Origin of the sequence: Acidovorax sp. SRB_14 (assembly GCF_012932145.1) — a bacterium.
In the GTDB taxonomy this organism is placed as follows: Bacteria; Pseudomonadota; Gammaproteobacteria; order Burkholderiales; family Burkholderiaceae_C; genus Simplicispira.
Genome location: NZ_MWOK01000001.1, coordinates 141166 through 166041, shown reverse-complemented (window position 1 = coordinate 166041; position 24876 = coordinate 141166). Strand labels below are relative to the sequence as shown.

24 protein-coding genes are annotated in these 24876 nt (G+C 64.1%); 18 read left to right on the top strand and 6 right to left on the bottom strand.

What is annotated here, in order from left to right; genetic code table 11:
• Nucleotides 1-134: 134 nt before the first annotated feature.
• Nucleotides 135-800, top strand: coding sequence for a c-type cytochrome (locus tag B2J86_RS00750; RefSeq protein WP_169168980.1), 666 nt, complete (start codon nt 135-137; stop codon nt 798-800).
• Between the two features lie 27 nt (nt 801-827).
• Here B2J86_RS00750 and B2J86_RS00745 read toward each other — a convergent pair whose 3' ends face one another.
• Entirely contained in the window at nt 828-1463 is a 636-nt protein-coding gene (locus tag B2J86_RS00745) for a GntR family transcriptional regulator (protein WP_173024484.1), read from the bottom strand.
• A gap of 128 nt (nt 1464-1591) precedes the next feature.
• Between B2J86_RS00745 and scpA the strand changes: the two genes are divergently transcribed.
• The 11 genes from scpA to bioB all read left to right on the top strand — a co-directional run bounded on the left by scpA (nt 1592) and on the right by bioB (nt 14813).
• Nucleotides 1592-3754, top strand: a complete 2163-nt coding sequence (gene scpA / locus B2J86_RS00740) for a methylmalonyl-CoA mutase (protein WP_173024483.1) — start codon at nt 1592-1594, stop codon at nt 3752-3754.
• A gap of 89 nt (nt 3755-3843) precedes the next feature.
• Entirely contained in the window at nt 3844-4788 is a 945-nt protein-coding gene (gene meaB, locus B2J86_RS00735) for a methylmalonyl Co-A mutase-associated GTPase MeaB (RefSeq protein WP_240964856.1), read from the top strand.
• 46 nt (nt 4789-4834) lie between these two features.
• Nucleotides 4835-6367, top strand: a complete 1533-nt coding sequence (locus tag B2J86_RS00730; protein ID WP_169168983.1) for an acyl-CoA carboxylase subunit beta — start codon at nt 4835-4837, stop codon at nt 6365-6367.
• A gap of 8 nt (nt 6368-6375) precedes the next feature.
• Complete coding sequence (locus B2J86_RS18040) at nt 6376-6588, top strand: GDCCVxC domain-containing (seleno)protein (RefSeq protein WP_169168984.1); 213 nt, start codon at nt 6376-6378, stop codon at nt 6586-6588.
• Between the two features lie 18 nt (nt 6589-6606).
• A complete protein-coding gene (gene accC / locus B2J86_RS00725) occupies nt 6607-8655 on the top strand; it encodes an acetyl-CoA carboxylase biotin carboxylase subunit (RefSeq protein WP_173024482.1) in 2049 nt (682 codons plus the stop codon).
• A gap of 110 nt (nt 8656-8765) precedes the next feature.
• Complete coding sequence (locus B2J86_RS00720) at nt 8766-9656, top strand: LysR family transcriptional regulator (RefSeq protein ID WP_173024481.1); 891 nt, start codon at nt 8766-8768, stop codon at nt 9654-9656.
• A gap of 115 nt (nt 9657-9771) precedes the next feature.
• Nucleotides 9772-10743 (top strand): tripartite tricarboxylate transporter substrate binding protein, encoded by a 972-nt coding sequence (locus B2J86_RS00715; protein WP_169169006.1) that lies wholly within the window; start codon nt 9772-9774, stop codon nt 10741-10743.
• 1 nt (nt 10744) lies between these two features.
• A complete protein-coding gene (locus B2J86_RS00710; RefSeq protein WP_173024480.1) occupies nt 10745-11914 on the top strand; it encodes a CaiB/BaiF CoA-transferase family protein in 1170 nt (389 codons plus the stop codon).
• Nucleotides 11911-12660 carry an enoyl-CoA hydratase gene (locus tag B2J86_RS00705; protein WP_173024479.1) on the top strand — a complete coding sequence of 250 codons (750 nt, stop codon included), beginning with the start codon at nt 11911-11913 and terminating at the stop codon, nt 12658-12660. The genes B2J86_RS00710 and B2J86_RS00705 overlap by 4 nt, the downstream gene beginning before the upstream one ends.
• Nucleotides 12661-12774: 114 nt before the next feature.
• Nucleotides 12775-13242: a VOC family protein gene (locus tag B2J86_RS00700; protein ID WP_173024478.1), complete on the top strand. Its 468-nt coding sequence runs from the start codon at nt 12775-12777 to the stop codon at nt 13240-13242.
• 512 nt (nt 13243-13754) lie between these two features.
• On the top strand, nt 13755-14813 hold the full coding sequence (gene bioB, locus B2J86_RS00695) for a biotin synthase BioB (RefSeq protein ID WP_173024477.1): 1059 nt from the start codon (nt 13755-13757) through the stop codon (nt 14811-14813).
• 227 nt (nt 14814-15040) lie between these two features.
• On the opposite strand, the gene B2J86_RS00690 is transcribed toward bioB, so the two are convergent.
• The gene (locus B2J86_RS00690) at nt 15041-16111 is read right to left on the bottom strand and encodes a tyrosine-type recombinase/integrase (protein WP_173024476.1); all 1071 of its coding nucleotides are present in this window, start codon (nt 16109-16111) and stop codon (nt 15041-15043) included.
• Nucleotides 16112-16227: 116 nt separating this feature from the next.
• Between B2J86_RS00690 and B2J86_RS00685 the strand changes: the two genes are divergently transcribed.
• Together B2J86_RS00685 and B2J86_RS00680 are read left to right on the top strand one after the other, a co-directional pair.
• The gene (locus B2J86_RS00685; RefSeq protein WP_173024475.1) at nt 16228-17178 is read left to right on the top strand and encodes a DNA-binding protein; all 951 of its coding nucleotides are present in this window, start codon (nt 16228-16230) and stop codon (nt 17176-17178) included.
• Nucleotides 17179-17455: 277 nt separating this feature from the next.
• Complete coding sequence (locus tag B2J86_RS00680) at nt 17456-18253, top strand: SDR family NAD(P)-dependent oxidoreductase (protein WP_173024474.1); 798 nt, start codon at nt 17456-17458, stop codon at nt 18251-18253.
• Nucleotides 18254-18331: 78 nt separating this feature from the next.
• Here the strand turns inward: B2J86_RS00680 and B2J86_RS00675 are convergent, their stop codons facing one another.
• The 4 genes from B2J86_RS00675 to B2J86_RS00660 are packed head-to-tail and all read right to left on the bottom strand — an operon-like array spanning nt 18332 to nt 22025.
• On the bottom strand, nt 18332-19738 hold the full coding sequence (locus tag B2J86_RS00675; protein WP_173024473.1) for an MATE family efflux transporter: 1407 nt from the start codon (nt 19736-19738) through the stop codon (nt 18332-18334).
• A complete protein-coding gene (locus B2J86_RS00670) occupies nt 19735-20241 on the bottom strand; it encodes a MaoC family dehydratase (RefSeq protein WP_169168998.1) in 507 nt (168 codons plus the stop codon). Before B2J86_RS00670 ends, B2J86_RS00675 begins: the two co-directional genes overlap by 4 nt.
• A 52-nt stretch (nt 20242-20293) precedes the next feature.
• Complete coding sequence (locus tag B2J86_RS00665) at nt 20294-21544, bottom strand: MFS transporter (RefSeq protein ID WP_173024472.1); 1251 nt, start codon at nt 21542-21544, stop codon at nt 20294-20296.
• Nucleotides 21531-22025: a MarR family winged helix-turn-helix transcriptional regulator gene (locus tag B2J86_RS00660; RefSeq protein WP_173024471.1), complete on the bottom strand. Its 495-nt coding sequence runs from the start codon at nt 22023-22025 to the stop codon at nt 21531-21533. The genes B2J86_RS00665 and B2J86_RS00660 overlap by 14 nt, the downstream gene beginning before the upstream one ends.
• A gap of 72 nt (nt 22026-22097) precedes the next feature.
• Between B2J86_RS00660 and B2J86_RS00655 the strand changes: the two genes are divergently transcribed.
• From B2J86_RS00655 to B2J86_RS00640, 4 genes are all read left to right on the top strand, one after another.
• The gene (locus B2J86_RS00655) at nt 22098-22649 is read left to right on the top strand and encodes a PaaI family thioesterase (RefSeq protein WP_173024470.1); all 552 of its coding nucleotides are present in this window, start codon (nt 22098-22100) and stop codon (nt 22647-22649) included.
• Complete coding sequence (gene gloA / locus B2J86_RS00650) at nt 22646-23101, top strand: lactoylglutathione lyase (RefSeq protein ID WP_173024469.1); 456 nt, start codon at nt 22646-22648, stop codon at nt 23099-23101. The genes B2J86_RS00655 and gloA overlap by 4 nt, the downstream gene beginning before the upstream one ends.
• Before the next feature lie 370 nt (nt 23102-23471).
• A complete protein-coding gene (locus B2J86_RS00645; protein ID WP_173024468.1) occupies nt 23472-23858 on the top strand; it encodes a hypothetical protein in 387 nt (128 codons plus the stop codon).
• A gap of 11 nt (nt 23859-23869) precedes the next feature.
• Nucleotides 23870-24658 carry an SDR family NAD(P)-dependent oxidoreductase gene (locus tag B2J86_RS00640; protein WP_173024592.1) on the top strand — a complete coding sequence of 263 codons (789 nt, stop codon included), beginning with the start codon at nt 23870-23872 and terminating at the stop codon, nt 24656-24658.
• Nucleotides 24659-24876: the final 218 nt, after the last annotated feature.

The window sequence follows — 24876 nt, the reverse complement described above, 5'->3', positions numbered from 1 at the left end:
TGCGCGACGGCGCTGCCGCGGGGCAGGTCGCCGGGGACGTGGCGTGGCGTTCCTTTGACCAGGCGCAAAGGCGCCAGCGCGCTCCCGGCCAGGGGGTCACCTAAAATTCCCATTTTTATGAAATGGTTTTTGCCATGGCAAAGCGCATCCATGCCGTTTTGTGGGGCGCACTGCTCGCCGTACCCCTGTCCCTGCCGGTCCAGGCCCAGCCGGCCAAGGCGCGGGCCACCGCCGCGGTAGACCTCAGTGCGCGCCTGCGCGAAGCCGAAGCCGACCCGCGCCTGTCCGACGCGCTGTTCAAGGTCGGACGCAAGGTCGCCGCCGTCTGTGCCAACTGCCATGGCGAAGGCGGCAACAGTGCCAAGCCCGATATCCCCAACCTGGCGGGCCAGAACCCGGCTTACCTGCTCGAGCAGCTGCGCCAGTTCGCCGATGGCCGGCGCCGCAACGCGTTCATGGAGGGCTTGATCAAGGCGATGGACAGCGACGAGAAGGTCGGCATGGTGCTGTTCTATACCGCCCAGCCGGTGCTGCACAAGCCGACGACCAGCGCCGCGCTGGCCGCCAAGGGCCAGGCGTATTTCCAGCAGACCTGCTTTCGCTGCCACGGCGCCGACGGGCGGGGCAACGCAACCATCGCCCGCATCGCCGGGCAGCAGAGTGGCTACCTCAGCACCACGCTCAGGCGTTACCGCGACGGCACGGGCGTGCGGGCGGATTCCATCATGGCGTCCAACACGCGCCTGATGAGCGATGCCGACATCGACGCGGTGGTCGCGTTCGTGGCGTCGATGCCTTAAGCCGCTCGGCGCAGGGCCGCAGGACGTTCAGGCCGCTGCCTCGAGCCCGTGCGCGAAGTGCGCCTGCATCGCGGTCACGGTGGCCGCTGCGTCGCGCGCCAGCAGGGCCGCCAGGATGGCGCGGTGCTCCTGCAGCGAGTCTTCGATGCGCCCCTGCTTGAGCAGCGAGTTGTGGCGGTTGAGCTTCATGACCTTGCGCAGGTCGGCCACCATCTGGCTGCGCCAGCGGTTGTCGGCCAGTTCCAGCAGCAGCATGTGAAAGCGCTCGTTCACGGCAAAGAAGCGCTCGCGCTCGCCGGCGGCAGCCTCCAGCTCGGCGTGCAGGTCTTGCAGTTGCTGGCGTTGCGCCGGGGTGGCCGTGGCCGCCACCACGCCGGCCGCGTCGCTCTCGAGCAGGCTGAGCAGGTGGTAGACGTCGCGCAGGTCTTTCTCCGACATCTCGGTGACATAGGCGCCGCGGCGCACTTTCATCGTGACCAGGCCTTCGGCGGCGAGCACCTTCAGGGCTTCGCGCAGGGGTGTGCGGCTGATGCCGAATTCCTCGGCGATCTTGAGTTCATCGATCCAGCTGCCAGGCTCCAGCTCGCGGCGGAAGATGCGCTGGCGCAGCTGCTCCGCCACCTCTTCATAAAGCGCGCGGGGGGTGAGGGTAAGGGCAGACATGGGCCGAAATGTACCCGAAAAAAACTATAAATTAATAATTACAGATGGGTTAGACTCCGGCCCATCGTGCTTGCAGGCGAAGCTTTACGCGCCGGCACGTCCCCGATTGCGAACCCTGCGACACCGCCATGACCAGCCCTACCGAACCGAACTTCAAACCATCGACCCTCGAAGATTGGCAGCGCGCCGCCGCCAAATCCGCCCCCGGCGGCGATGTGCAGGCCCTGAACTGGACCACGCCCGACGGCATCGTCGTCAAGCCCCTGTACACGGCGGCCGACTCGGCGGATTTGCCCTACGCCGATACGCTGCCCGGTTTCGAGCCCTACCTGCGTGGCCCGCAGGCCACGATGTACGCGGTGCGCCCGTGGACCATCCGCCAGTACGCGGGGTTTTCGACGGCCGAGGAATCGAATGCGTTCTACCGCAAGGCGCTGGCCGCCGGCGGGCAGGGCGTGTCGGTGGCGTTCGACCTGGCGACGCACCGCGGCTACGACTCCGACCACCCGCGCGTCACGGGCGACGTGGGCAAGGCCGGCGTGGCGATCGACTCGGTCGAGGACATGAAGATCCTGTTCGACCAGATTCCGCTCGACAAGGTGAGCGTCTCCATGACCATGAACGGCGCCGTGCTGCCGGTGCTGGCGGGCTACGTGGTGGCGGCGGAAGAGCAGGGCGTGAGCCAGGACAAGCTCTCCGGAACTATTCAGAACGACATTCTGAAAGAGTTCATGGTGCGCAACACCTACATCTACCCGCCCAAGCCCTCGATGCGCATCATTGGCGACATCATCGGCTACACGGCCCGGAACATGCCCAAGTTCAACTCGATCTCGATCTCGGGTTACCACATGCAGGAAGCAGGCGCCAACCAGGCGCTCGAACTGGCCTTCACGCTGGCCGACGGCAAGGAATACGTGAAAACGGCCATCACCTCGGGCCTGGACGTGGACGAGTTCGCCGGCCGCTTGTCGTTCTTCTGGGCCATCGGCATGAACTTCTACCTGGAAGTGGCCAAGATGCGCGCGGCCCGTCTGCTGTGGTGCCGCATCATGAAGGAGACCGGCGCCAAGAACCCCAAGAGCCTGATGCTGCGCACGCACTGCCAGACCAGCGGCTGGAGCCTGACCGAGCAGGACCCGTACAACAACATCGTGCGCACCACCATCGAGGCCATGGCGGCTGTGTTTGGCGGCACGCAGAGCCTGCACACCAACGCGCTCGACGAAGCCATCGCGCTGCCCACCGAGTTCAGCTCGCGCATCGCGCGCAACACGCAGCTCATCATCCAGGAAGAAACGCACATCACCAACGTGGTCGACCCCTGGGCCGGCAGCTACATGATGGAAAAGCTGACCCAGGACATGGCCGATGCTGCCTGGAAGATCATCGAAGAGGTCGAAGCCATGGGCGGCATGACCGCTGCCGTGGACAGCGGCTGGGCCAAGCTCAAGATCGAGGCCGCCGCCGCCGAGAAGCAGGCGCGCATCGACAGCGGCAAGGACGTGATCGTCGGCGTCAACAAGTACAAACTGGCCAAGGAAGACGCGGTCGACATCCTGCAGATCGACAACGTCAAAGTGCGCGACGGGCAGATTGAGCGCCTGCAGAATATCCGGGCAAAACGCAACCAAACCCAGATGCAGCAAGCGCTGGATGCTCTCACTTCTGCAGCAGAGAGCGGCGAAGGCAACCTGTTGGAGCTGGCCATCAACGCCGTGCGCCTGCGCGCCACGGTGGGCGAGGTGTCCGATGCGCTCGAAAAAGTCTTTGGGCGCCACCGCGCCGATACGCAAAAGGTGACCGGTGTGTACGCAGCCGCCTACGACTCGGCCGAAGGCTGGGACAAGCTCAAGCAAGAGATCAACGCCTTCGCCGAGCACGAGGGCCGCCGCCCGCGCGTGATGATCGCCAAGTTGGGCCAGGACGGTCACGACCGCGGCGCCAAGGTGGTGGCCACGGCCTTTGCCGACCTGGGCTTCGACGTGGACATGGGCCCGCTGTTCCAGACGCCCGAAGAGTGCGCGCGCCAGGCCATCGAGAACGACGTGCACGCCGTGGGCGTGAGCACGCTGGCTGCCGGCCACAAGACACTGGTGCCCGCGATCATCCAGTCGCTCAAGGACCAGGGCGCCGCCGACATCATCGTCTTCGTCGGCGGCGTGATCCCGGCGCAGGACTACGCGCACCTGTACGACGCGGGCGTCAAGGGCATTTACGGCCCCGGCACGCCGATTCCAGCCAGCGCCAAGGACGTGCTGGAACAGATCCGCAAGGCCCTGGCGGCGTGAGCGCGGCGGTGCACACGGCAGCGCCTTCGCCTGTGGACGCGCTGCAGCACGCGCTGCTGCACGCCAACCCGGCGCAACAGCGCCGCGCCATGGCCAAGGCCATCACGCTGCTCGAGTCGACGCGCGCCGACCACCGCGCGCAGGGCGACGCGCTGCTCACGCAGCTGCTGCCGCACACCGGCAAGGCCCTGCGCCTGGGCATCAGCGGCGTGCCGGGCGTCGGCAAATCCACCTTCATCGAAACGCTCGGCCTGTACCTGATCGGACAGGGCCACCGCGTGGCGGTGCTGGCGATCGATCCGTCAAGCAGCGTCTCGGGCGGCTCCATCCTGGGCGACAAGACGCGCATGGAGCATCTCTCGGTGCACGAAGCGGCCTACATCCGCCCGAGCCCCTCGAGCGGCACGCTCGGCGGCGTGGCCGAAAAGACCCGCGAGGCCATGCTGGTCTGCGAAGCCGCGGGCTACGACGTGGTCATCGTCGAGACCGTGGGCGTGGGCCAGTCCGAGACGACGGTGTGGGGCATGACCGACATGTTCGTGCTGCTGCAGTTGCCCAACGCGGGCGACGAGCTGCAGGCCATCAAGAAGGGCGTGATGGAGATCGCCGACCTGGTGGCCATCAACAAGGCCGACCTCGACAAGAACGCCGCCACGCGCGCGCAGGCGCAGATCACCTCGTCGCTGCGCCTCTTGGGCCTGCATGGCAGCGCGGGCAACGAACGCCACGACGCCCATTTCTGGCAGCCCCAGGTGCTGCAGATCAGTGCGCTGGAGGGCGCCGGCATTGACGGGTTCTGGGCGGCGGTGACCGAGTTCAACGCGCTGCAAACGGCCAACGGCCGCCGCGAGCAGCGCCGCCAGCGCCAAAACCTGGCCTGGATGTGGCAGCGCATCGAGGCCGGGCTCAAGCAGGCTTTTCACCACGACCCCAAGGTGCAGGCACTGCTGCCACAGCTGCTGGCCGAGGTGTCGGCGGGGCGTGTGGCGGCCTCCACTGCAGCAAGAAATCTGCTCTCAGCCCATACTGGATAAGCGCTGAAAGCTATAAAAAACAGAGTGAATTCAACAAGGACCGACCATGCAAAGCATCCTCGAGCAACTGGAGAAGAAACGCGCGCTGGCGCGCCTGGGCGGCGGACAAAAGCGCATCGACGCCCAGCACGCCAAGGGCAAGCTCACGGCGCGCGAGCGCATCGAGCTGCTGCTCGACGACGGCACCTTTGAAGAGTGGGACATGTTCGTCGAGCACCGCTGCACCGACTTCGGCATGGAAGACAACAAGATCCCCGGCGACGGCGTGGTCACGGGCTACGGCATGATCAACGGCCGCCTGGTGTTCGTCTTCAGCCAGGACTTCACGGTGTTCGGCGGCGCCCTGTCCGAAACGCACGCCGAGAAGATCTGCAAGGTCATGGACCAGGCGATGAAAGTGGGCGCGCCGGTGATCGGCCTCAACGACTCGGGCGGCGCGCGCATCCAGGAAGGCGTGGCGTCCCTGGGCGGCTATGCCGACGTGTTCCAGCGCAACGTGATGGCCAGCGGCGTGGTGCCGCAGATCAGCCTGATCATGGGGCCGTGCGCCGGCGGCGCCGTGTATTCGCCCGCCATGACCGACTTCATCTTCATGGTCAAGGACAGCAGCTACATGTTCGTCACCGGCCCCGACGTGGTCAAAACCGTGACGCACGAAGAGGTGACAGCCGAGGAGCTGGGCGGCGCGATCACCCACACCACCAAGAGCGGCGTGGCCGACCTGGCGTTCGACAACGACGTCGAGGCGCTGATGATGCTGCGCCGCCTCTACAACTACCTGCCGCTGAACAATCGCGAAAAGCCGCCCGTGCGCCCCAGCGGCGATCCGGCCGACCGCGCCGACCTGAGCCTGGACACCCTGGTGCCGGCCAGCGCCAACCAGCCCTACGACATGAAGGAGCTGATCCTCAAGACCGTGGACGACGGCGACTTCTTCGAGCTGCAGCCCGATTACGCGAAGAACATCGTCATCGGCCTGGCGCGCATGGAAGGCCAGACCGTGGGCATCGTCGCCAACCAGCCGCTGGTGCTGGCCGGCTGCCTCGACATCAAGAGCAGCATCAAGGCCGCGCGTTTCGTGCGCTTTTGCGATGCCTTCAACATCCCTGTCGTCACCTTCGTCGACGTGCCCGGCTTCATGCCCGGCACCAGCCAGGAGTACGGCGGCATCATCCGCCACGGCGCCAAGCTGCTGTACGCGTATGCCGAGTGCACCGTGCCCAAGATCACCGTCATCACGCGCAAGGCCTATGGCGGCGCCTACGACGTGATGAGCTCCAAGCACCTGCGCGGCGACGTCAACCTGGCCTGGCCGAACGCCGAAATCGCCGTGATGGGCGCCAAGGGCGCGGTGGAAATCATCTTCCGCGAGGACAAGAACGACCCGGTCAAGCTCGCGGCCCGCGAGGCCGAATACAAGGAGCGCTTCGCCAACCCCTTCGTGGCCGGCGCGCGCGGCTTCATCGACGATGTGATCCTGCCGCACGAGACGCGCAAGCGCATCTGCCGCTCGCTGGTCATGCTGCGTGACAAGAAGCTGGAAAATCCATGGCGCAAGCACGGAAACATTCCCTTGTAAGGTCGACCATGAAAACGCCCGTGCTGCAAAGCGTCATCACCTGCCCTCAATGTGGCCACGCCAAGGAGGAGACGATGCCGACCGATGCTTGCCAGTTCTTCTATGAATGCACGCATTGCCATGTCGTCTTGAAACCCCAACCCGGTGATTGCTGTGTTTTTTGCAGCTACGGCTCTGTCAAATGCCCCCCCGTTCAAGCCGGCAGCCATTGCTGTGGCTGAGATGAAAGAACTCCTGTCATGTTCAAGAAAATTCTGATCGCGAACCGCGGCGAGATCGCCTGCCGCGTCATCGCCACCGCCAAAAGAATGGGTATCGCCACCGTCGCCGTCTACTCCGACGCCGACAAGGACGCGCGCCATGTGCAGTTGGCTGACGAGGCCGTGCACATCGGCGCTGCGCCCAGCCGCGAGAGCTACCTGCTGGCCGACAAGATCATTGCCGCCTGCAAGCAGACGGGTGCGCAGGCCATCCACCCCGGCTACGGCTTCCTGAGCGAGAACGAGGCGTTTGCCAGGCGTGTCGAAGAAGAAGGCATCGCCTTCATCGGTCCCAAGCACTACAGCATTGCCGCCATGGGCGACAAGATCGCGTCCAAGAAGCTGGCCAAGCAGGCCCAGGTCAACACCATTCCGGGCTACAACGACGCCATCGACAGCCCCAAGCAGGCGGTCGAAATTGCGGCCTCCATCGGCTACCCCGTGATGATCAAGGCAAGCGCGGGTGGTGGCGGAAAGGGCCTGCGCGTGGCGCACAACGACAAGGAAGCGTTCGACGGCTTCACCAGCTGCCGCAACGAAGCGCGTAACAGCTTTGGCGACGACCGCGTGTTCATCGAGAAGTTCGTCGAGGAGCCGCGCCACATCGAGATCCAGGTGCTCGGCGACAGCCACGGCAACGTGATCTACCTGAACGAGCGCGAGTGCTCGATCCAGCGGCGCCACCAGAAAGTGATCGAAGAGGCGCCATCGCCCTTCATCAGCGACGACACCCGCCGCGCCATGGGCGAGCAGGCCGTGGCCCTGGCGAAGGCCGTGAAGTACCAGTCCGCCGGCACGGTGGAGTTCGTGGTCGGCAAGGACCAGTCGTTCTACTTCCTCGAAATGAACACCCGCCTGCAGGTCGAGCACCCGGTGACCGAGTGCATCACGGGCCTGGACCTGGTCGAGCTGATGATCCGCGTCGCGGCCGGCGAGGAGCTGCCCCTGAAGCAGGCCGACGTCAAGCGCGATGGCTGGGCCATCGAGTGCCGCATCAACGCCGAAGACCCGTTCCGCAACTTCCTGCCCTCCACGGGCCGCCTGGTGCGCTTTCAGCCGCCCGAAGAAACGATGTTCCAGGCCGACACCGGCAAGCGCCTGGGCGTGCGCGTGGACACCGGCGTGTACGAGGGCGGCGAGATCCCGATGTACTACGACTCCATGATCGCCAAGCTGATCGTGCACGGCACCGACCGCAGCCATGCGATCGCCAAGATGCGCGCCGCGCTCAACGGCTTCGTCATCCGCGGCATCAGCAGCAACATCCCGTTCCAGGCGGCCTTGCTCGCGCACCCCAAGTTCGTCTCCGGCGACTTCAACACCGGCTTCATTGCCGAGAATTACGCCCACGGTTTTGCTGCCGAGGACGTGCCGCACGACGACCCGCTGTTCCTCGTCGCCCTGGCCGCCTACATGAACCGCCGCTACCGCGCGCGCGCTTCGGGCATCAGCGGGCAGCTGGAGGGCCACAACGTCAAGGTCGGCGAAGAGTTTGTGGTGGTCACGCTGGGTGCGGAAGGGCAGAACCAGCACCATCCGGTCTCGGTCACCGATTTTGAAGACAAATCGGGCTCCAGTGCTGTACTGGTAAGCGGTCGTAGCTATCAAATCAGCAGCACCGCCACCCTAGGCCAGATCCGCGTGCAGGGCCAGTGCAACGGCAAGGGCTTCACCGCGCAGGTCGAGCGCGGCACGGCCAAGAACCCGCTGGCGCTGCGCATTGCGCACAACGGCACGCAGATCGACGCGCTGGTTCTCTCGCCGCTGGGCGCGCAGCTGTACCGGCTCATGCCCTACAAGGCCCCGCCCGACCTGTCCAAGTTCCTGCTCTCGCCGATGCCGGGCCTGCTGGTCGACGTGGCGGTGCAAGAAGGCCAGAAGGTGCAGGCCGGCGAAAAGCTCGCCGTCATCGAAGCCATGAAGATGGAGAACATCCTGTTTGCGGCCCAAGACGGCGTGGTCGGCAAGATCACTGCCGGCAAGGGCGAATCGCTGAGCGTGGACCAGGTGATTCTGGAGTTTGTGTGATCTGCCGCACGGGCCCGTGCGCTTGATGTGCCCGCCCACCCCAAAGCCCGCCTGCGCACCCGCAGGCGGGCTTTTTTACCTGCCAATCCGGATGCACGCTGCGAGTGAACATGAAAATTGATACGACCACCGTCCAGCTGGTGCTGGCCATTGCGGAAGAGGGCAGTATTTCCCGCGCCGCCGACAAGCTCAGCCTGGCTGTGGCGGCGGCTTCCAAGCGCCTGACGGACCTGGAGCAGCAGTTGGGAACGAAGCTGTTCAAGCGCTTGCCCCACGGCGTCAAAGTCACGGAATCGGGCGACAAGCTGCTGGCGCACATCAAGCAGATCGACAACCTCATCGGCCGCCTGGAAGGCGATGCGCAGGCCCTGGGACATGGCCGCGATGGGCGCATCATTATTGGCGCACCCAAATCGGTGGTCATCCAGTCGCTGGCCCAGGATATCTTCCGCATCCAGGAGAAATACCCGCAGATCACGGTAAAGATTCTGGAAGAAAACAGCCAGGTCATCCAGCAGTTATTGCGGGACAAAGTGATCGATGTGGGGATTTACGAGAAAACCAGCGGCTTCCTCGATCTGGAAAAATTCGATTACCAGCACGACAGGTTGGTGCTGGTGTACAGCCGCAGGCATTTTCAGTTCCCGGCGGAACCCGTCGGCATCGATGACATTTTGAACAGGCCCATTGTGAGTTTGGGCAAAGGCTCGGCCATTCTGTCGGCCGTGCAACGGGCGCACAGAAGCCGGGGCCGGCTGTTTCGCAACAACTTCACCGTCAGCGGTTTTGACACCATGCTGGCCCTCGTGCGCCATGGCCTGGGCATTGGCCTGATGCCCCCCGACATCCTGCGCAGCTTCCACCCCGAAGAGGCGCTGGGCTCGGCAGAAATCGACGGTGACTGGCACCACCGCTCGTATGTGCTGTCCTTTGTGGAAGGACAGGCGCAGGAGCAGACCCTGCGCAATGTGGTCGCAGAGCTCCTTGGGGCCGCAAACTGAAGCCCCATCGTTCTTGATTTCGCGGAATACGAAATCAGGCATGTGTTCCACATGCTTGCGGCACCCCGGGGGGTCGGCGACAGTCGTGCGAGAAACCACCACAAAGGAGACAAAAATGAAACGCCGTGAATTTATGGCCGGCAGCGCCGCGCTGCTGGCTTCCCCCTGGGCCCTGGGTGCCGATTTACCCAAAGGCCCTGTCAAGATTTTGGTGGGTTGGGCGCCTGGCGGCGGAACCGATGTGTTTGCGCGCATCGTGGGCCAGAAACTCGCCGAATTGTGGGGACGCCCGGTCATCGTCGAAAACAAGCCAGGCGCCACGGGTGTCTTGGCGGCCGATTATTTTGCCAAGACCAAATTCACGGACGGCATCACGTTGCTGATGGCCCACGTGAATACCCACGGGATTGCACCGCATATTTTCAAAAGCATCACCTACGATCCGCTCAAGGATTTTGCGCCGATTGCCATGATCGGTGCGACGCCGCACATTCTGGTGACCAGTGCCAAGAACCATTACGCGTCGATCCAGGACGTGGTGGAGCTGTGCAAGAAGAACCCCGGGAAAATCAGCTTTGGTTCTTCGGGAACGGGCTCGGTGCAGCATTTGGCGGCCGAGATGTTCAACATGGCGGCCGGGGTGCAAAGCATCCACATTCCCTACAAGGGGTCTGGTCCCATGCAAACGGACCTGATCGGCGGGCAGATCGACTTCAGCTTCGACACCATGACGGCCGCGACCGCCCAAGTCAAGGCCAAGAAGATGGCGGGCATAGTGCAGACCCGCGTGAATCGCGCCAAGGGCTTTCCAGACATGCCAACCATGGATGAGCAGGGCTTCAAGGGCTTTGATGCCTCGAGCTGGTATGGCGTGGTGGGCCCGAAGGACATGTCCAAGGACGTGGCCCGCCAGATCAATGCCGACATCAACAAGGTGCTCGCCATGCCCGACGTCATTGCGCGCTTTGACGGCTATGGTGTCGAAGACGGAGGCGGTTCGGTCGACAAGTTTGCCGCGTTCATGGCCGCTGAATACAAGAAGTGGGGTGGTGTGGTGCGTGCCGCCAAGATCACAGAGGAGAGCTGAGATGGGGGCCACACCAATGCCCTTGCCGCTGCAAGGTATCCGGGTGCTGGACGTCAGCCAGGTCATGGCCGGGCCCTTCGCCTGCATGCTGCTGGCCGATCTGGGCGCCGACGTGATCAAGGTGGAGCCGCCAGAGGGAGACCAGACGCGCGGCGCCATGGGGTTCAAGATGAAGGGCCCGGACAGCATGGGCTTTCTCAACATGAACCGTAACAAGCGTTCGCTGACCGTGGACCTGAAGACGAACGAGGGCAAGCAGGTCTTCTACGAGCTGGCCAAGACCGCCGATGTGATCGTCGAGAACTACCGCCCCGGCGTGGTTCAGCGCCTGGCCATCGACTACGAAACCATCAAGAAGATCAACCCGAAAATCGTCTATGCCAGCATTTCGGGCTTTGGGCAAAGCGGCCCCTGGGCCAGCCGCCCCGGTTTTGACCTGATGGCGCAGGCCATGTCCGGCGTGATGAGCGTGACCGGCTACAAGGGCGAGAAACCCGTCAAGGCCGGCGTGCCGGTGGCCGACATTGGCTGCGCGCTGTTCGCCACCTATGGTTTGCTGGCCGCCTACATCGGCGCCCAGAAAACCGGCCAGGGCCAGCACATTGATGCGTCGCTGTTTGACTCGGCGATGGCGTTTTCCGTGTGGGACATGTCCGAGTACTGGGGCACGGGCGTGCCGCCCGCACCGCTGGGCACCAGCAACAAGATGAGCGCGCCCTACCAGGCCGTGAAGGCGCGCGATGGCTACTTCGTCATGGGCGCGACCAACCAGAAGCTCTGGGCCAAGCTGTGCGCCTTGCTGGAGCGGCCGGACCTGCTCCAACACCCGAGCTATGCAACGGTGTCGCTGCGCCTGAAGAACCGCGAAGCGCTGATCAAGGAAATCGAGCAGGAGTTTGCGAAAAAAGACAGCGCCGACTGGGTGGATACCATGCTCGAAGCCGGCATTCCCGCAGGCCCCATCCTGTCCTACCCCGAAGCCTTCGAAGGCGAGCATGGAACGCACCGGCGCATGTGCATGGAGATCGACCACCCGATCGAAGGCAAGGTGAAGAACATCGGCTTCCCAGTCAAGATGCTGGGCACGCCCCAGCAGGTGCGGCGCCACCCGCCGCTGCTGGGCGAGCACACCGGCGAAATCCTGGCCGAGCTGGAGGCACTGAAGGCATGACCGATACCGTGCGCCTGTCGGTCACCGAAGGCATTGCCCAGATCCTGATCGCGCGGCCCGAGCGCCAGAATGCCATGACGCAGGCGATGTACGAGCGGCTGCTGCAGTGGTTGGACGAGTGTGCGGCCAACCCCGCGGTCCAGGCCCTGGTCTTTCGGGGCGCGGGCGGGCGCTCGTTCATCTCGGGCACCGACATCGAGCATTTCGCGCAATTCAGCCAGGGAAGCGAAGGCGTGCAGTACGAAGCCTTTGTGGAGACGGTGATCGACGCGATCGAGCGGGTGAGGGTGCCGACCATTGCCGCCATCGACGGTTGGGCGGTGGGCGGCGGCCTGGCAATCGCCACCGCGTGCGACTTTCGCGTGTGCAGCCACGGCGCGCGTTTTGGCGCCCCGATTGCGAAGACCTTGTCGAACACGCTGTCGTCCAGGAATATCGCCCGGCTGATGGCGGCTTTCGGCGCGCCCCGGGTCAAGCGCATGCTGATGCTGGCCGAGTACCTGGACGTTCAAGAGGCGACGGCCTGCGGCTTTGTCTACAGTGCCTGCGCGCCAGAAGCGCTGGAGGCCTCGGCGCATGCGCTGGCGCTGCGGCTGGCGGGCTTGTCGCGGGTCACGCAGCAAGCCGTCAAGGAGAGCATCCGGCGCATCGTGGTGGAGCAGAGCCTGGCGGACCAGGACCTGGTCGAAGCGGTATACGGCAGCGCGGCCTTCAAGGCGGGTGTCGCGTCATTTCTCAAGACTTGACCCAACGGGTCAGGGGGACGCCTCGCACGGCACAGGGATGGCAAAACCGCGGCCCCCGCTGGCGGAGAAAAAGCACAATACGGGCTGTCGTCAACGCAAAGAAAGCGATAGATCGTGAAGAAAAATCGGCCATTCAAAGTGCTGGGCATCCAGCAGATCGCCATCGGCGGCCCTGACAAGAAGCGCCTGCAGGCGCTGTGGGTGGACATGCTGGGTCTCGAAGTCACTGGCACGTTCCAGAGCGAGCGCGAGAACGTGGACGAAGACATCTGCGCGATCGGCCAGGGCCCGTACAAGGTCGAAGTGGATCTGATGCAGCCCATCGACCCCGAAAAAAAGCCCGCTGTGCACGCCACGCCGCTGAACCATGTGGGCCTGTGGATCGACGATCTGCCCAAGGCCGTGGAATGGCTCACCGCCCAGGGTGTGCGCTTTGCGCCGGGCGGCATCCGCAAGGGTGCCGCGGGCTATGACATCACTTTTTTGCACCCCAAGGCCAACGAGGCCTTCCCGATCGCGGGCGAAGGCGTACTGATCGAGCTGGTACAGGCCCCGCCGCAGGTGATCGCGGCGCTTGGCTGAGCGAGACCTGCAGGCCACCGCTGGCAGACGTGCGAAGCAGCCGCCCATGCGGCCAGCGTGCGGTAGGCCGTCGAGTGGCAGCCTCTAGTTCCGTGCCGCGACAAAGCCATACCCTACCAAACTGTATGGCCTCTTTGTGCTGCCGGCAGGAGTGCTTCGCTTCTACTGACTGTTTATTGAGCGTGTCATGCCGGCTTTTCCCCTGAAATTGTGGCGACCATTGCGTTTTCGATGAATTTTTCGGCAAAAGACGCTAAGTGCCGCCAAATAAACCCAGGGAAGTCGGAATATTGACGTGAGATGGAGTCTGATGCTGCAGTATTTCGGGTGGAGAATTAAATGTCGCTAAAGATTGCCTATGGTCGTCAAATATTTTCTATCACCATTCATTTGCAGCGAAAGAATCCGCATTCAAAATTTGCTGCGTTTGACTCGGGTGGTTTGGCGTCCCGTTTTCTTGGTAGCAAACCGACCCACAATGGAGGCATTGTTTTGACAGACCAGAGGTTCCCATGCCATCGATCGAAGCCATGACGCAAGGCATTCCTGCGCCAGAGCAGTCCCCCGTCCGCTTGTTTCGCCCTCTCCCCGAGCCGGCCGCCGCGCAAGGCCCCTGGTCGGTGGAGGCAGTGCAGGAACTGCTGGACCTGCCGTTCATGGAGTTGCTGTTCCGGGCGCAGAGCGTCCACCGTGCGCACTGGCCCGCGGGCGAAATTGAGCTGGCCACCTTGCTGTCGGTGAAGACCGGGGGTTGCCCAGAGAACTGTGGCTACTGCCCGCAGGCCGCTGATTTCGATACCGGCGTGAAGGCCGAAAAGCTCATGGCCGTGGAGGCGGTGGTGCGTGCGGCGCAGGCCGCGAAAGACGCCGGTGCCACCCGCTTTTGCATGGGCGCCGCCTGGCGTGCCCCAAAGGACCGCGACATTGAAAAGATGTCCGAGCTGGTGTCGGCCGTGAAGGGCCTCGGTTTGCAGACCTGTGCCACGCTGGGCATGCTGGCGCCGCACCAGGCCCAGGCCTTAAAAGGGGCAGGGCTGGACTACTACAACCACAACCTCGACACGGCACCCGAGTACTACACCGACGTGGTCAGCACCCGCGCCTACCAGGATCGCCTCGACACACTGCAGAATGTGCGCGCTGCGGGCATCAGCGTGTGCTGCGGCGGCATCGTGGGCATGGGCGAGGCGCCGGTGCACCGGGCGGGATTGATTGCGCAACTCGCCAACCTCAGTCCCTATCCGGAATCCGTTCCCATCAACAGCCTCGTTCGCGTGCCCGGCACGCCACTGGCCGACAGCGAGCCGGTGGACCCGCTGGACTTCGTGCGTGTGATCGCAGTGGCCCGCATCACCATGCCGACGGCGCGTGTGCGCCTATCGGCCGGCCGCCAGCAATTGGGCGAAGCCGTGCAGGCCTTGTGCTTCACGGCCGGCGCCAATTCCATCTTCTACGGCGACAAGCTGCTGGTGACGGGCAACCCGGACGTCGAAGCCGACGTGCAGTTGTTGCGCAAACTGGGGTTGAGCAGCCACCGGACGGTGGCGTCCGAAGGAAACGGGCCCGTTTGAGCACCTGCTGCGCAGGGCTGGCTGCCGCGGGGCTTGCGCCCGGAGCAGTGCGGCCAGGACCTGAAGTGCATGCGCGCAGAGCGCCTTAAGGCGCCAGGCCATTCGAGATGAAAAATCCGCGCCACAAGCGGGTGGGTCTAGCAGCTCAAGGCTAGAGGGAAAACCTGCGCAGCCGCCGCGCCATCAGGCACCGCTCCCATGGCGACACGATGGCAGGGCATGCTCGCTCACTCTGAGCCGTCCAGCAGACGGGCGCCCTTGTTCAAAATGGTGGCCTCCGCCCGGAAGTAGCCCATCACCGTGGGAATGCTGTGGTGCCCCGTGAGGGCCATGGTGTCCGCCAAAGAAACATTCTGCCGGCCTGCCTCGGTGACGAAACCCGAGCGCAGCGAGTGGGCAGAGAAATCACCTTCCACGCCCGCCAGAGCGCAACGTGCTTTCACAATGGTGCGCACCGCGGCCGGCGACATGGGTCCGCCCAGGTGCCCGCCTTTCAGGATGCGCCGAAAAATAGGGCCTTGCGCGATGCCGCTGCTGAGCAGCCAGTCTTGCAATGCGTCCCCGGCTGGCCCCAGAACCGGTTTGTTGTTTTCGGGCAGGTCACGCCCCGCCTGGTTGGTTTTGGAGTGGGCGAGGGTGTAGACAAATTCTGCGGGGCCGATGCGCCGCAACTGCTCCATTTGGGCGCCGGCGACCTCGGAGCGGCGCCTGCCACCGCTGGCCCAGGCGAAAAGAAGCAAAGCGCGGTCGCGCTTGCCACGCAGGGTGTCGTCACAGGTTTCGAGCAAGGCCTGCAGCGGGTCTTTGGTCAAGGCGGCTTTTTTGCGGGGCAGGGCGCCGCGCTTGGCGTAGGCCTTGCGCGTGCGCGACAGCAACTCACGCACCTGCACGTCGTGGCAGGGATTGGACAGGTTGCGCAACTGGTGGGCCTTGGACATCACCGCGATCCGGTGCACCAGCGTGCTGTGTGCCATCGGCCCGGGCTTGCCTTTATAGCCGCCCGCGACCAGTGCGTCGTCAATCGAATCAGGGAGCTCGGATGCCAGGCCTTGTGCCGTGGCGCGCTGGGCGTGGTCCACCACAAACTGCAGTATGCAGGCCGTGGGTAGCGGCAGCTGGATCTGCACGCCATATCTCAACCCATACCAGGCGGCCCAGTAGCGCAGGGCGGCGCGGTAGCTGGCCAGCGTATTCAGCGACTCTCCCTCGCGCATCAACTCATGTACGGCATTGCGCGTGACGTCACTCAGCGCAGAAGGCAGCAACGCAGGAACTTTTTGGAGCAGCGGAGTGAACATGGCCCATGATACCGTTGAAAATATATTAAATGTTATGTACTATGTTAGATATATTACATAATAGCAAAATACATCACGATAAAACTCTCTTATCGTTTTCTAAAAGAGGTCAAGCCATGCAGCACCGCATTTCACGCGGAATCCAGTACGAAGATGTTGCGGAGGCCGCAGATGCGCTGCTGCACGATGGCCTGCGCCCCACGATCGAGCGCATACGCCAGCGCATAGGCCGGGGTTCTCCGAACACGGTCAGTCCGATGCTCGAACAGTGGTTTTCGGACCTCGGCCAGCGCCTGGGCGGCGGTAGGGCAGGAGTCGAGAGTGCTTTGCCGCATGCGGTGGCCCAGGCGGCCACCGCCTTGTGGAGTGCTGCCTGCAGTGAAGCTGAAACCCGGGCCGCGGCCTCCTGGCAGGCGCAGCAAGCGGCTGTCACTGAAGCGGCCGAGCAGCTGGCGGCAGCCCGCGCGGAGCTGGACGCGCGCGAACTGGCGATGAATGAGCGTCTGCACGCCGCGGAGGCGGCCATGCAGCTGTGTTCACAGCAACTGGCCGAAAGCAATGAACGCTGGCGAGCCGGCGAACGTGCCCTGGCCTTGCGCGACGCTGAAATTTCTGCCCAACGCTCGGCTGCAGCCCGGCAGGCAGAACAATACGCTGCACTCCAAGCGCGCCTGGACACAGCCCAGGCCCAAGCACTGGACGAGCGCACACGGCAGGAAGCGCACTACCGCACCAGTGAGCGCCGCTGGCTCGAAGAGGTAGACCGCGCGCGGCAAGAAGCCCGCAAATCCACGTTGTCGGCCCAGGACGAAAGCCGCAAGCTGGCAATTGCACAGCAGCAGCTGGAAAGCGCGCTGTCCACGCACCAGGCCTACGCGCTGGAGCAGGAACACAAAATTCAGCAGTTGCACCAGGACCTCGCAAGCGCCCAGCGAGAACTGGCGCATGGGCAAAGGCTTCTCGCTGTGCTCCAGAGCGATGGGCTCAAAGCGAAAGAGGCACCGTCCCCGCGGCGCTTGTACCGAACACCTGCGCTACGTCGAAAATTTGTAAAACGTCGCCCCTGAGCACGTCAGAAGAGGTAGAGGGTGGGCAATGCCTCAGAACATCGCATCACATCGCGACACTCGATTCGGGCAGCTTGTGCATGGATGAAATTTCTTAGTTAACATAATATACATCGTATCTAGTGAAGCAACGCCTGCGGCTGCGCCGTCATGACCCGGAGCGAGCGTCCATCTGGTGCAGTGCTTTTAGCCCATGTACCGCAACCTGGGTCTGGAACTGCCGTTCCTCACGTCTCCGAAATGAAGAGATTGCCCGCACTGGCGATACCATGCGCCCATGACTACCCCTGCAGCACCTTCACCAGTCTCTCGCGTCCACTTTGGCCATGGGGGCCGCGTTTGCATCGTCACAGGCGGTGCGCAAGGCATTGGCGAGGCCTGCGTGCGCCGGTTTGCGCTCGAAGACGCGAAGCTAGTGATTGCCGACGTGAACGGCGTGCGCGGCCTGGCGCTCGCGCAGGAACTGGGTGCGCTGTATGTCCGCTGCGATGTGGGCGACAAGGCGCAAGTGGATGCGCTGGTGGTCCAAACCCTTGCAGTCTATGGGCGCATCGATGTGCTGGTGAACAATGCAGGAATCTTCCGCGCGGCCGATTTTCTCGATGTCACCGAGGCGGACTTTGACGCCGTGCTGCGCGTCAATCTCAGGGGCGCCTTCCTTGTGGGCCAGGCTGTGGCGCGGGCCATGGCGGCGGCCGGTGGGGGCGCCATCGTCAACATGAGTTCCGTCAATGGCGTGCTGGCCATCCCGACGATCGCCAGCTACAACGTGAGCAAAGGCGGCGTCAACCAGCTCACCCGCGCCATGGCATTGGCGTTGGCCGACAAGAACATCCGCGTGAATGCGGTGGCGCCTGGCACCATTGCCACCGAACTCGCTGCCAAGGCCGTGCTGACCAGCGACGACGCCAAAAACAAGATCCTCAGCCGCACGCCGATGAAGCGGCTGGGCGAACCCCACGAGATTGCCGATGTGGTGGCCTGGCTGGCCAGCGATGCCGCGAGCTACGTGACTGGCGAGATCGTCACGGTGGATGGCGGGCGCATGACGCTGAACTACACAGTGCCCGTCTGACCCAGCGAAAACTATCGAATTGATAGCTGCCAGCGCTTGATGGGTAAGCGCTAGAGCCACGTTTGACTCATAAATCCATCAAGGCTGCGGCGCACGCTTGAGCAAACCTGCCATGCTGCGCGGCCACCCCACGGGGCCGAACCAGGCGCCGCCCGCAATGGCCCAGGCATTGACCAACCCGTAGAGCACCAGCGCCGCAGCCTGCGCGGCAAACACGGCCGCCAAGCCCTCTCCCCAGCGCAATGCCAGCCAGCCGCCGGTCACGGCCACCGCGAGCCGCACGATGTTGCCCAGCACGGGCCAGAGCAGGCGCCCTGCCCCTTGCGAGGCAAAGTACAGCACCAGGCCCAGGCCGAAGAAACCGTACACCGGCCCTACCGTGCGCAGGTACTGCCCACCGGCTTCGAGCATGGCCGGATCGCTATTGAACAGCGACAACCAGACGCCCGGGAAGGCTGCGGCCCACAGGCCGATGGCTTGCGCCATCGCGAACGCCATGGCTGCGCCGATCCAGGTGGCGCGCAGGGCGCGCTCGCGCTGGCCGGCGCCAATGCAGGTGCCGACCATCGCGACCAGCGGTGCGCCCAGGCCGAACACCAGCGGAACCAGCAGGTATTCAAGGCGCGATGCGGTGCCATAGCCCGCAATGGCCGCCGTGCCAAAGCCGCCCACCAAGGCCGTCGTGACGCCAATGGTCACATTGGTGGCCACCGTGGACACCATGCCCACCAGCCCGACCCGCAGAATGTCCTTGAACAAAGCCCAGCGAAAGCGGATCTGCGCAAACGACGGCCGCAGCAGGCTGCGCGGAGACCACAGGTAGCCCGCCAGCACCAGGCTGCCAAGGAAGTAATACGCCATCAGCGCGATCGCGCCGCCCGCAATGCCTAGGCCAGGCAACGGGCCCCAGCCAAAGATCAGCAGGGGCGACAGCGGCACCAGCACGAACGCACCCAGCACCGTGACATAGGCCGGCACCGCCATATTGCCCGTGCCCCGGATCACGGCGGAGAGCGTGTTGAACAGCCAGACCAGAAAGGCGCCCGCAAACACCCAGTTGGAATAGACCAGCGCGGCATCGAGCGCCCCGCCCGTGCCGCCCATGCGGGTGTAGAGCCAGCGCCCTCCCCCCACCACGGCCACCGTGAAAACGAGCGCGAACACCGCCGCAATGGCCAGCGCGTGCAGCACCAGCGCATCGGCATCGTCGCGCCGCCGTGCGCCCAGGGCACGCGCAATGGCGGACGCAATGCCGCCGCCCATGGCGCCGGCCGAGGTCATCTGCATCAGCATCACGACCGGAAAGACCAGGGCCATGCCCGCCAGCGCATCGGTGCCGAGCTTGCCGACGAAGTAGGTCTCGATCAGACCCACCCCGGCCTGCGCCAGCATGACGAGCACATTGGGCGCGGCCAGCCGCAGCAGCGTGGGTGCAATCGGCGCCTCCAGCAGCATGCGGGTGCGCGGGTTGAGTGCGGTGCTCATGCGGCAGTGCCCTGGGGTTTGCGCGGGACCACGATGCGCACGGTGGATATCTGCAACACCTCGCCGTGCTGGTTGCGGGTCTCGCTGCGCACGGTGACCATGCCGCGGTCCGGCTTGGAACGGGAGGGCTGGATCTGCACCACCTCGCTCACCACATGCAGTACGTCGGTAGGGCGTGTGGCCTGGGGCCAGCTCAGTTCGCCGCCCGCGCCGATGATGCCGCCCGCAATTGGCAGGCCGCTGGTCACCTGCAGGCGCATGGTCACGGCCGCCGTGTGCCAGCCGCTGGCGGCCAGGCCGCCAAACAGCGTGGCCCGCGCGGCCGCATCGTCCAGGTGGAACGGTTGCGGGTCGAACTGCGCGGCAAAGGCCTTGATCTGTTCTGCGTCCATGGCATGTTCGCCACTTTTGAACTGGTCGCCCACGGTGAGGTCGTCGAGGTAGACGGGCTTTTGCTGTGGGCGGGATGCTGCGGGCGCGGGAGAAGCAAGCGGGTCTGTCATGGCAATAGCGCTTTCAACAAGGACAGAGGACGAAATGGGTGCAGCGCCTTGCTCAGGCCCCGGCAGGCGCAGGGCGCGCCAGGCGGGCTTCGCGGATCGGCAGGTTGACCAACGCCGCGCCCAAGGCCAGCACGATGTCGATGTACCAGACCCAGTCGTAGCTGCCCGTGGCTTGGAACACGCTGCCGCCCAGGTAAGCGCCAAAAAATCCTCCCACCTGGTGGGCCAGCATCACGATGCCAAACAGCATGGCCATGTTGGCCGTGCCAAACATCTTGGCGACCAGGCCCACCGTGGGCGGCACGGTGGACAGGAAGGTCACGCCCATCACGGCGGCAAACACCAGCACCACCGGCCCGGTCTTGGGCGCGAGCAGAAACGCCAGCACGGCGATGGCGCGCGTGGCGTACAGCAGCGACAGCAGGGATTTCATGCGCCAGCGCCCCACCGCCCAGCCCATGGCCAGGCTGCCGACGATATTGAACAGCCCGATCAGCGCCAGCGACCACCCGCCGAATTCGGGTGCCAGCCCGCAGGCGGCAATCACCCCCGGCAGGTGCGTGGCCAGAAACGCCACATGGAAGCCGCACACCAGAAAACCCCCCGCCAGATAGCGGTAGCTGGGCGTGGCCAGCGCATGGGCAATGGCCTGTCGGGCGCTCAGCGCCTTCTGCCCCGAGGCGGCTGCAGCCTGAGCCGCCAGCGCATTTGCATTGCCGCGCAGTATGAAAACCGCCGGCAGCGCCAGAAGCACGAGCACGCCCAGCCACTGCATTGCGCTGGCCCAGCCCACGGCTGCCGTCAGGCCGATGGCGATGGGCGCCATTGCAAACTGGCCGAAGGAGCCGCCCGCATTGACGATGCCGGTGGCCAGGCCGCGCTTGTGCGGTGGCACTAGCCGCGCGCTGGCCGCCATGAGCACCGACGGCCCGGCCATGCCCGCGCCCCCGGCGGCCAGGATGCCAATGGCAAGGACGAGGCCCGCCGTCGTGGTCATCAGCGGTGTGATGAACGTGCCCACTGCCACCAGCACCACGCCCAGGAGGATCACGCGCCCAGTGCCGATGCGGTCGGCCACCGCGCCGGCAAAAGGCTGCGTCAACCCCCACCAAAGCTGGCCCAGCGCAAAGGCCAGGCTGATGCTGCCCACGCCCAGCCCGGTCGAGGTGTTCAACGCCGACAGGAACAAGCCCATGGTCTGCCGCACGCCCATGGTGAGCGCAAACGCGCCGGCCGCCGCCAGCAGCACAAGCCAGACGGCCCAGGACCTCGCGGCCCCGCCCACACGCTCAGTCTTCGCCATGTTCCTGCTCCGCTGTGGGCGCCAGCAGCGCCAGGGACTCATCGGCCAGCGCATGCAGCGCCGCCACGCGTTCCACACCCAGGGTGTCGTTCAGCGCCCGTTGTGCCACCTTCCAGCAGCGCTGGGCCTCGGCGCGCTTGTCGCTGCCCGCATCGGTGATGTGCACGAGGCGGCTGCGCGCATCGGCGCCGGCCTCCAGCACCACCCAACCCGCCTCCACCAGGGGACGCAGGTTGCGCGTGAGCGTGGAAGCGTCCATCTTCATCGCTGCCGCCAGGTCGCTGGGCCGGATGGGCCCGAGCTTGAGCACGTGCGACAGCAGCGAGTACTGCGTGGTCTTAAGCCCGCACTGCGCCATCTCGGCGTCGTAGTGTTGCGCCACCCGGCGCATCAGCTGGCGCAGCTTGAAGTTGGTGCAGCTCTGCGGCATCGGCGGGGAGGCGGCACGATCGGTGGCGGGTATGGGAGCATCGGCTTGCATGGATTTGATTGTATCTGCAATACTTGCATATGCAATATTAAATGCAGCCCCCAACCCCAGCACAGGAACCCCATGACCCAGCACAACCACCTCAAAGATTGGCTCGCGCAGGAGCGCGAAATCCTCGCGCGCCTGGACCTGGGCCCGGGTCCAGGCGTTGCCCGGCGCGAGCAGATTGCCCACATGAGCGGCCTGGAGCAAATGCAGGCGATGCTGCGCGGCGAACTGCCCTATGCCGCCATTGCCCAGACACTGGACTTTCTGATCGTGGAGGTGGAACACGGCCGCGCCATCTTCCAGGGCACGCCCGGCGCCGCGCACCTCAACCCCATGGGAACGGTGCATGGCGGCTGGTTTGCCACCCTGCTCGACTCCGCCCTGGGTTGCGCCGTGCACACCTGCATGCCAGCGGGCCGCGGCTACACCACGGCCGAACTCGGTGTGAACCTGGTCAAGGCGCTCACGCCCCAGGTGCAGCGCGTGCGCGCCGAGGGCCGCGTGGCCCACTGCGGGCGCCAGCTGGCCACGGCCGAGGCGCGCCTGGTCGGCCCCGACGGCATGCTGTACGCCCACGCCACCACCACATGCCTGGTCTTCGATCTGCCGGCACAATCGAGGCCATGAAATTCCTTCACACCATGCTGCGCGTCGGCAACCTGCAACGCTCGATCGATTTCTATACCCAGGTGCTGGGCATGCAGCTGCTGCGCCAGTCGGAGAACCCCGAGTACAAGTACTCGCTCGCGTTTTTGGGCTTTGACGGTGGCAACCCCGGCCAGGCCGAGATCGAACTGACCTATAACTGGGGCACCGAGAGCTACGACCACGGCAACGCCTACGGCCACATCGCCCTGGGCGTGCCCGACGCGTACACGGCCTGCGAGAAGATCAAGGCCGCCGGCGGCAACGTCACGCGCGAGGCCGGGCCGGTCAAGGGCGGCAGCACGGTGATTGCCTTTGTGACCGACCCCGACGGCTACAAGATCGAATTAATACAAGAAAAATCAACAACTCACGGCAATGCCCGCCAGTCAAACGCCACAGGCGAGAAATTTGACCCGTTGCGTTCTGTTTAATCCACGGTCTTGGCTGCGAGTTTGCTTCGCTCAGTTGACGCCCTTCGACAGCGATCAGACGACTGGTTTGATCTTGAGTTGCGATACGAGATAGTCGACTGCTCGCCCGCGGGTCACTGCGCTCACGGCATGTACTTCGCCGATGGTCGCCCTGATCCGATTAAGCGACTTCGAGAGAAGCGTCGATGCAACCGAAAATGACGGAGGTCGTTTTCGACGAGGAACGCCGCATGATAAGCCACCGTTATTCGAAAGCCGCTGAACATTTGACGCCCCTGGTTGTCAACTCACAACGACAAGATCCTGAACGATTTGGACCAGCAGGTAAACACCTTCAGTCGTATATCCGGCATCTGGGGTGGAATCTGTGGTGATCCGTGCCGACATGGAATCTTCGTCGTCGGATCGCCACACTTTACAAGCGGCTTTCGAACATGTGCTTTTTGAGTCGGACAATTTATCGGCGTGGTGCGGTGTGGAACCCGATTGGCCATGGTGGTCGATCAAATCCATCACAGGTGGTGAACGAAAACCCGTGGGGCGTGACGAGCCTGGACAAAGTGCCAGAGAGCATTGTTCAAGTCTTAGCTTGTGCCGCTGCCACAAACGAGCCGGATTCCACTGCTTGCAAGAAGACTGCCATGCTGGTGAATTTGTCCATAGATTCAAAACCGGTGGTTTGCAATCTATGCATTATGAAAGTATTGATTTAACAATACCCAAAACCTACAGTGAAGGCATTGCAACCCTTCACTGAGTGACACCATGCTGAACATCGATCTGAACGGCAAGACTGCCGTCATCACCGGCTCCACCGACGGCATTGGCCTGGCCATTGCCAAATCGCTGGCCCAGGCGGGGGCCGCGGTGGTCGTCAATGGCCGCAGCCACTCCGCAGTCGATCAGGCCGTGGGCGCCATCAAGGCCCATGCGTCCGGTGCCACCGCGCAGGGCGTCGCCGCTGATCTGGCCACCGCCCAAGGGTGTGAACACCTCGTCGCGCACGTGCCGCAGTGCGACATCCTGGTCAACAACCTGGGCATCTATGGCATCAAGGCTTTCTTTGACATCGACGACGCCGAGTGGCAGCGGTACTGGGACGTGAACATCATGTCCGGTGTGCGCCTGTCGCGCGCTTATATGCCTCAGATGCTGGCGCGCAATTGGGGCCGTGTGGTGTTCATTGCGTCGGAGTCGGCGCTGAACATCCCTGCCGATATGGTGCACTACGGCATGAGCAAGACCGCCATGCTGGGGCTGGCACGGGGCCTGGCCAAAATGGCCGCCGGCACCGGCGTGACGGTCAACAGCGTACTGCCCGGACCGACCTTGTCCGAGGGGGCGGCAAAGATGTTGATGGCCTCGGCACCCGCGGGCCAGACCCTGGAGCAAGCGGGCGTGGCCTTCGTGAAGCAGCATCGCCCCTCCTCGATCATCGGCCGCGCAGCGCAGCTGGAAGAAGTCGCCAACATGGTGTCCTATGTGGCTTCGCCGCTGTCATCGGCGACCACCGGCGCGGCCCTGAGGGTCGAGGGCGGCATCGTCGACAGCATTTAAGTCAGGCACGCCAAAGGCTCACGAATGGCGTAGATGGAGTAGGCTCACGCCAAGGCACTGCGATAAAGGCGTGTTCATCTGAGACGCTTCCAAGTCACCGTCCCGACTCCGCCACTGGAAGCTGTGGGAGTGATGTACTTCAATACGTCGCCGTCAATCGGGGAGAGCAAGCGCTTCTGCTCCGTTCCATTCCAATTGGGAAACGTGGCACTCTCTAC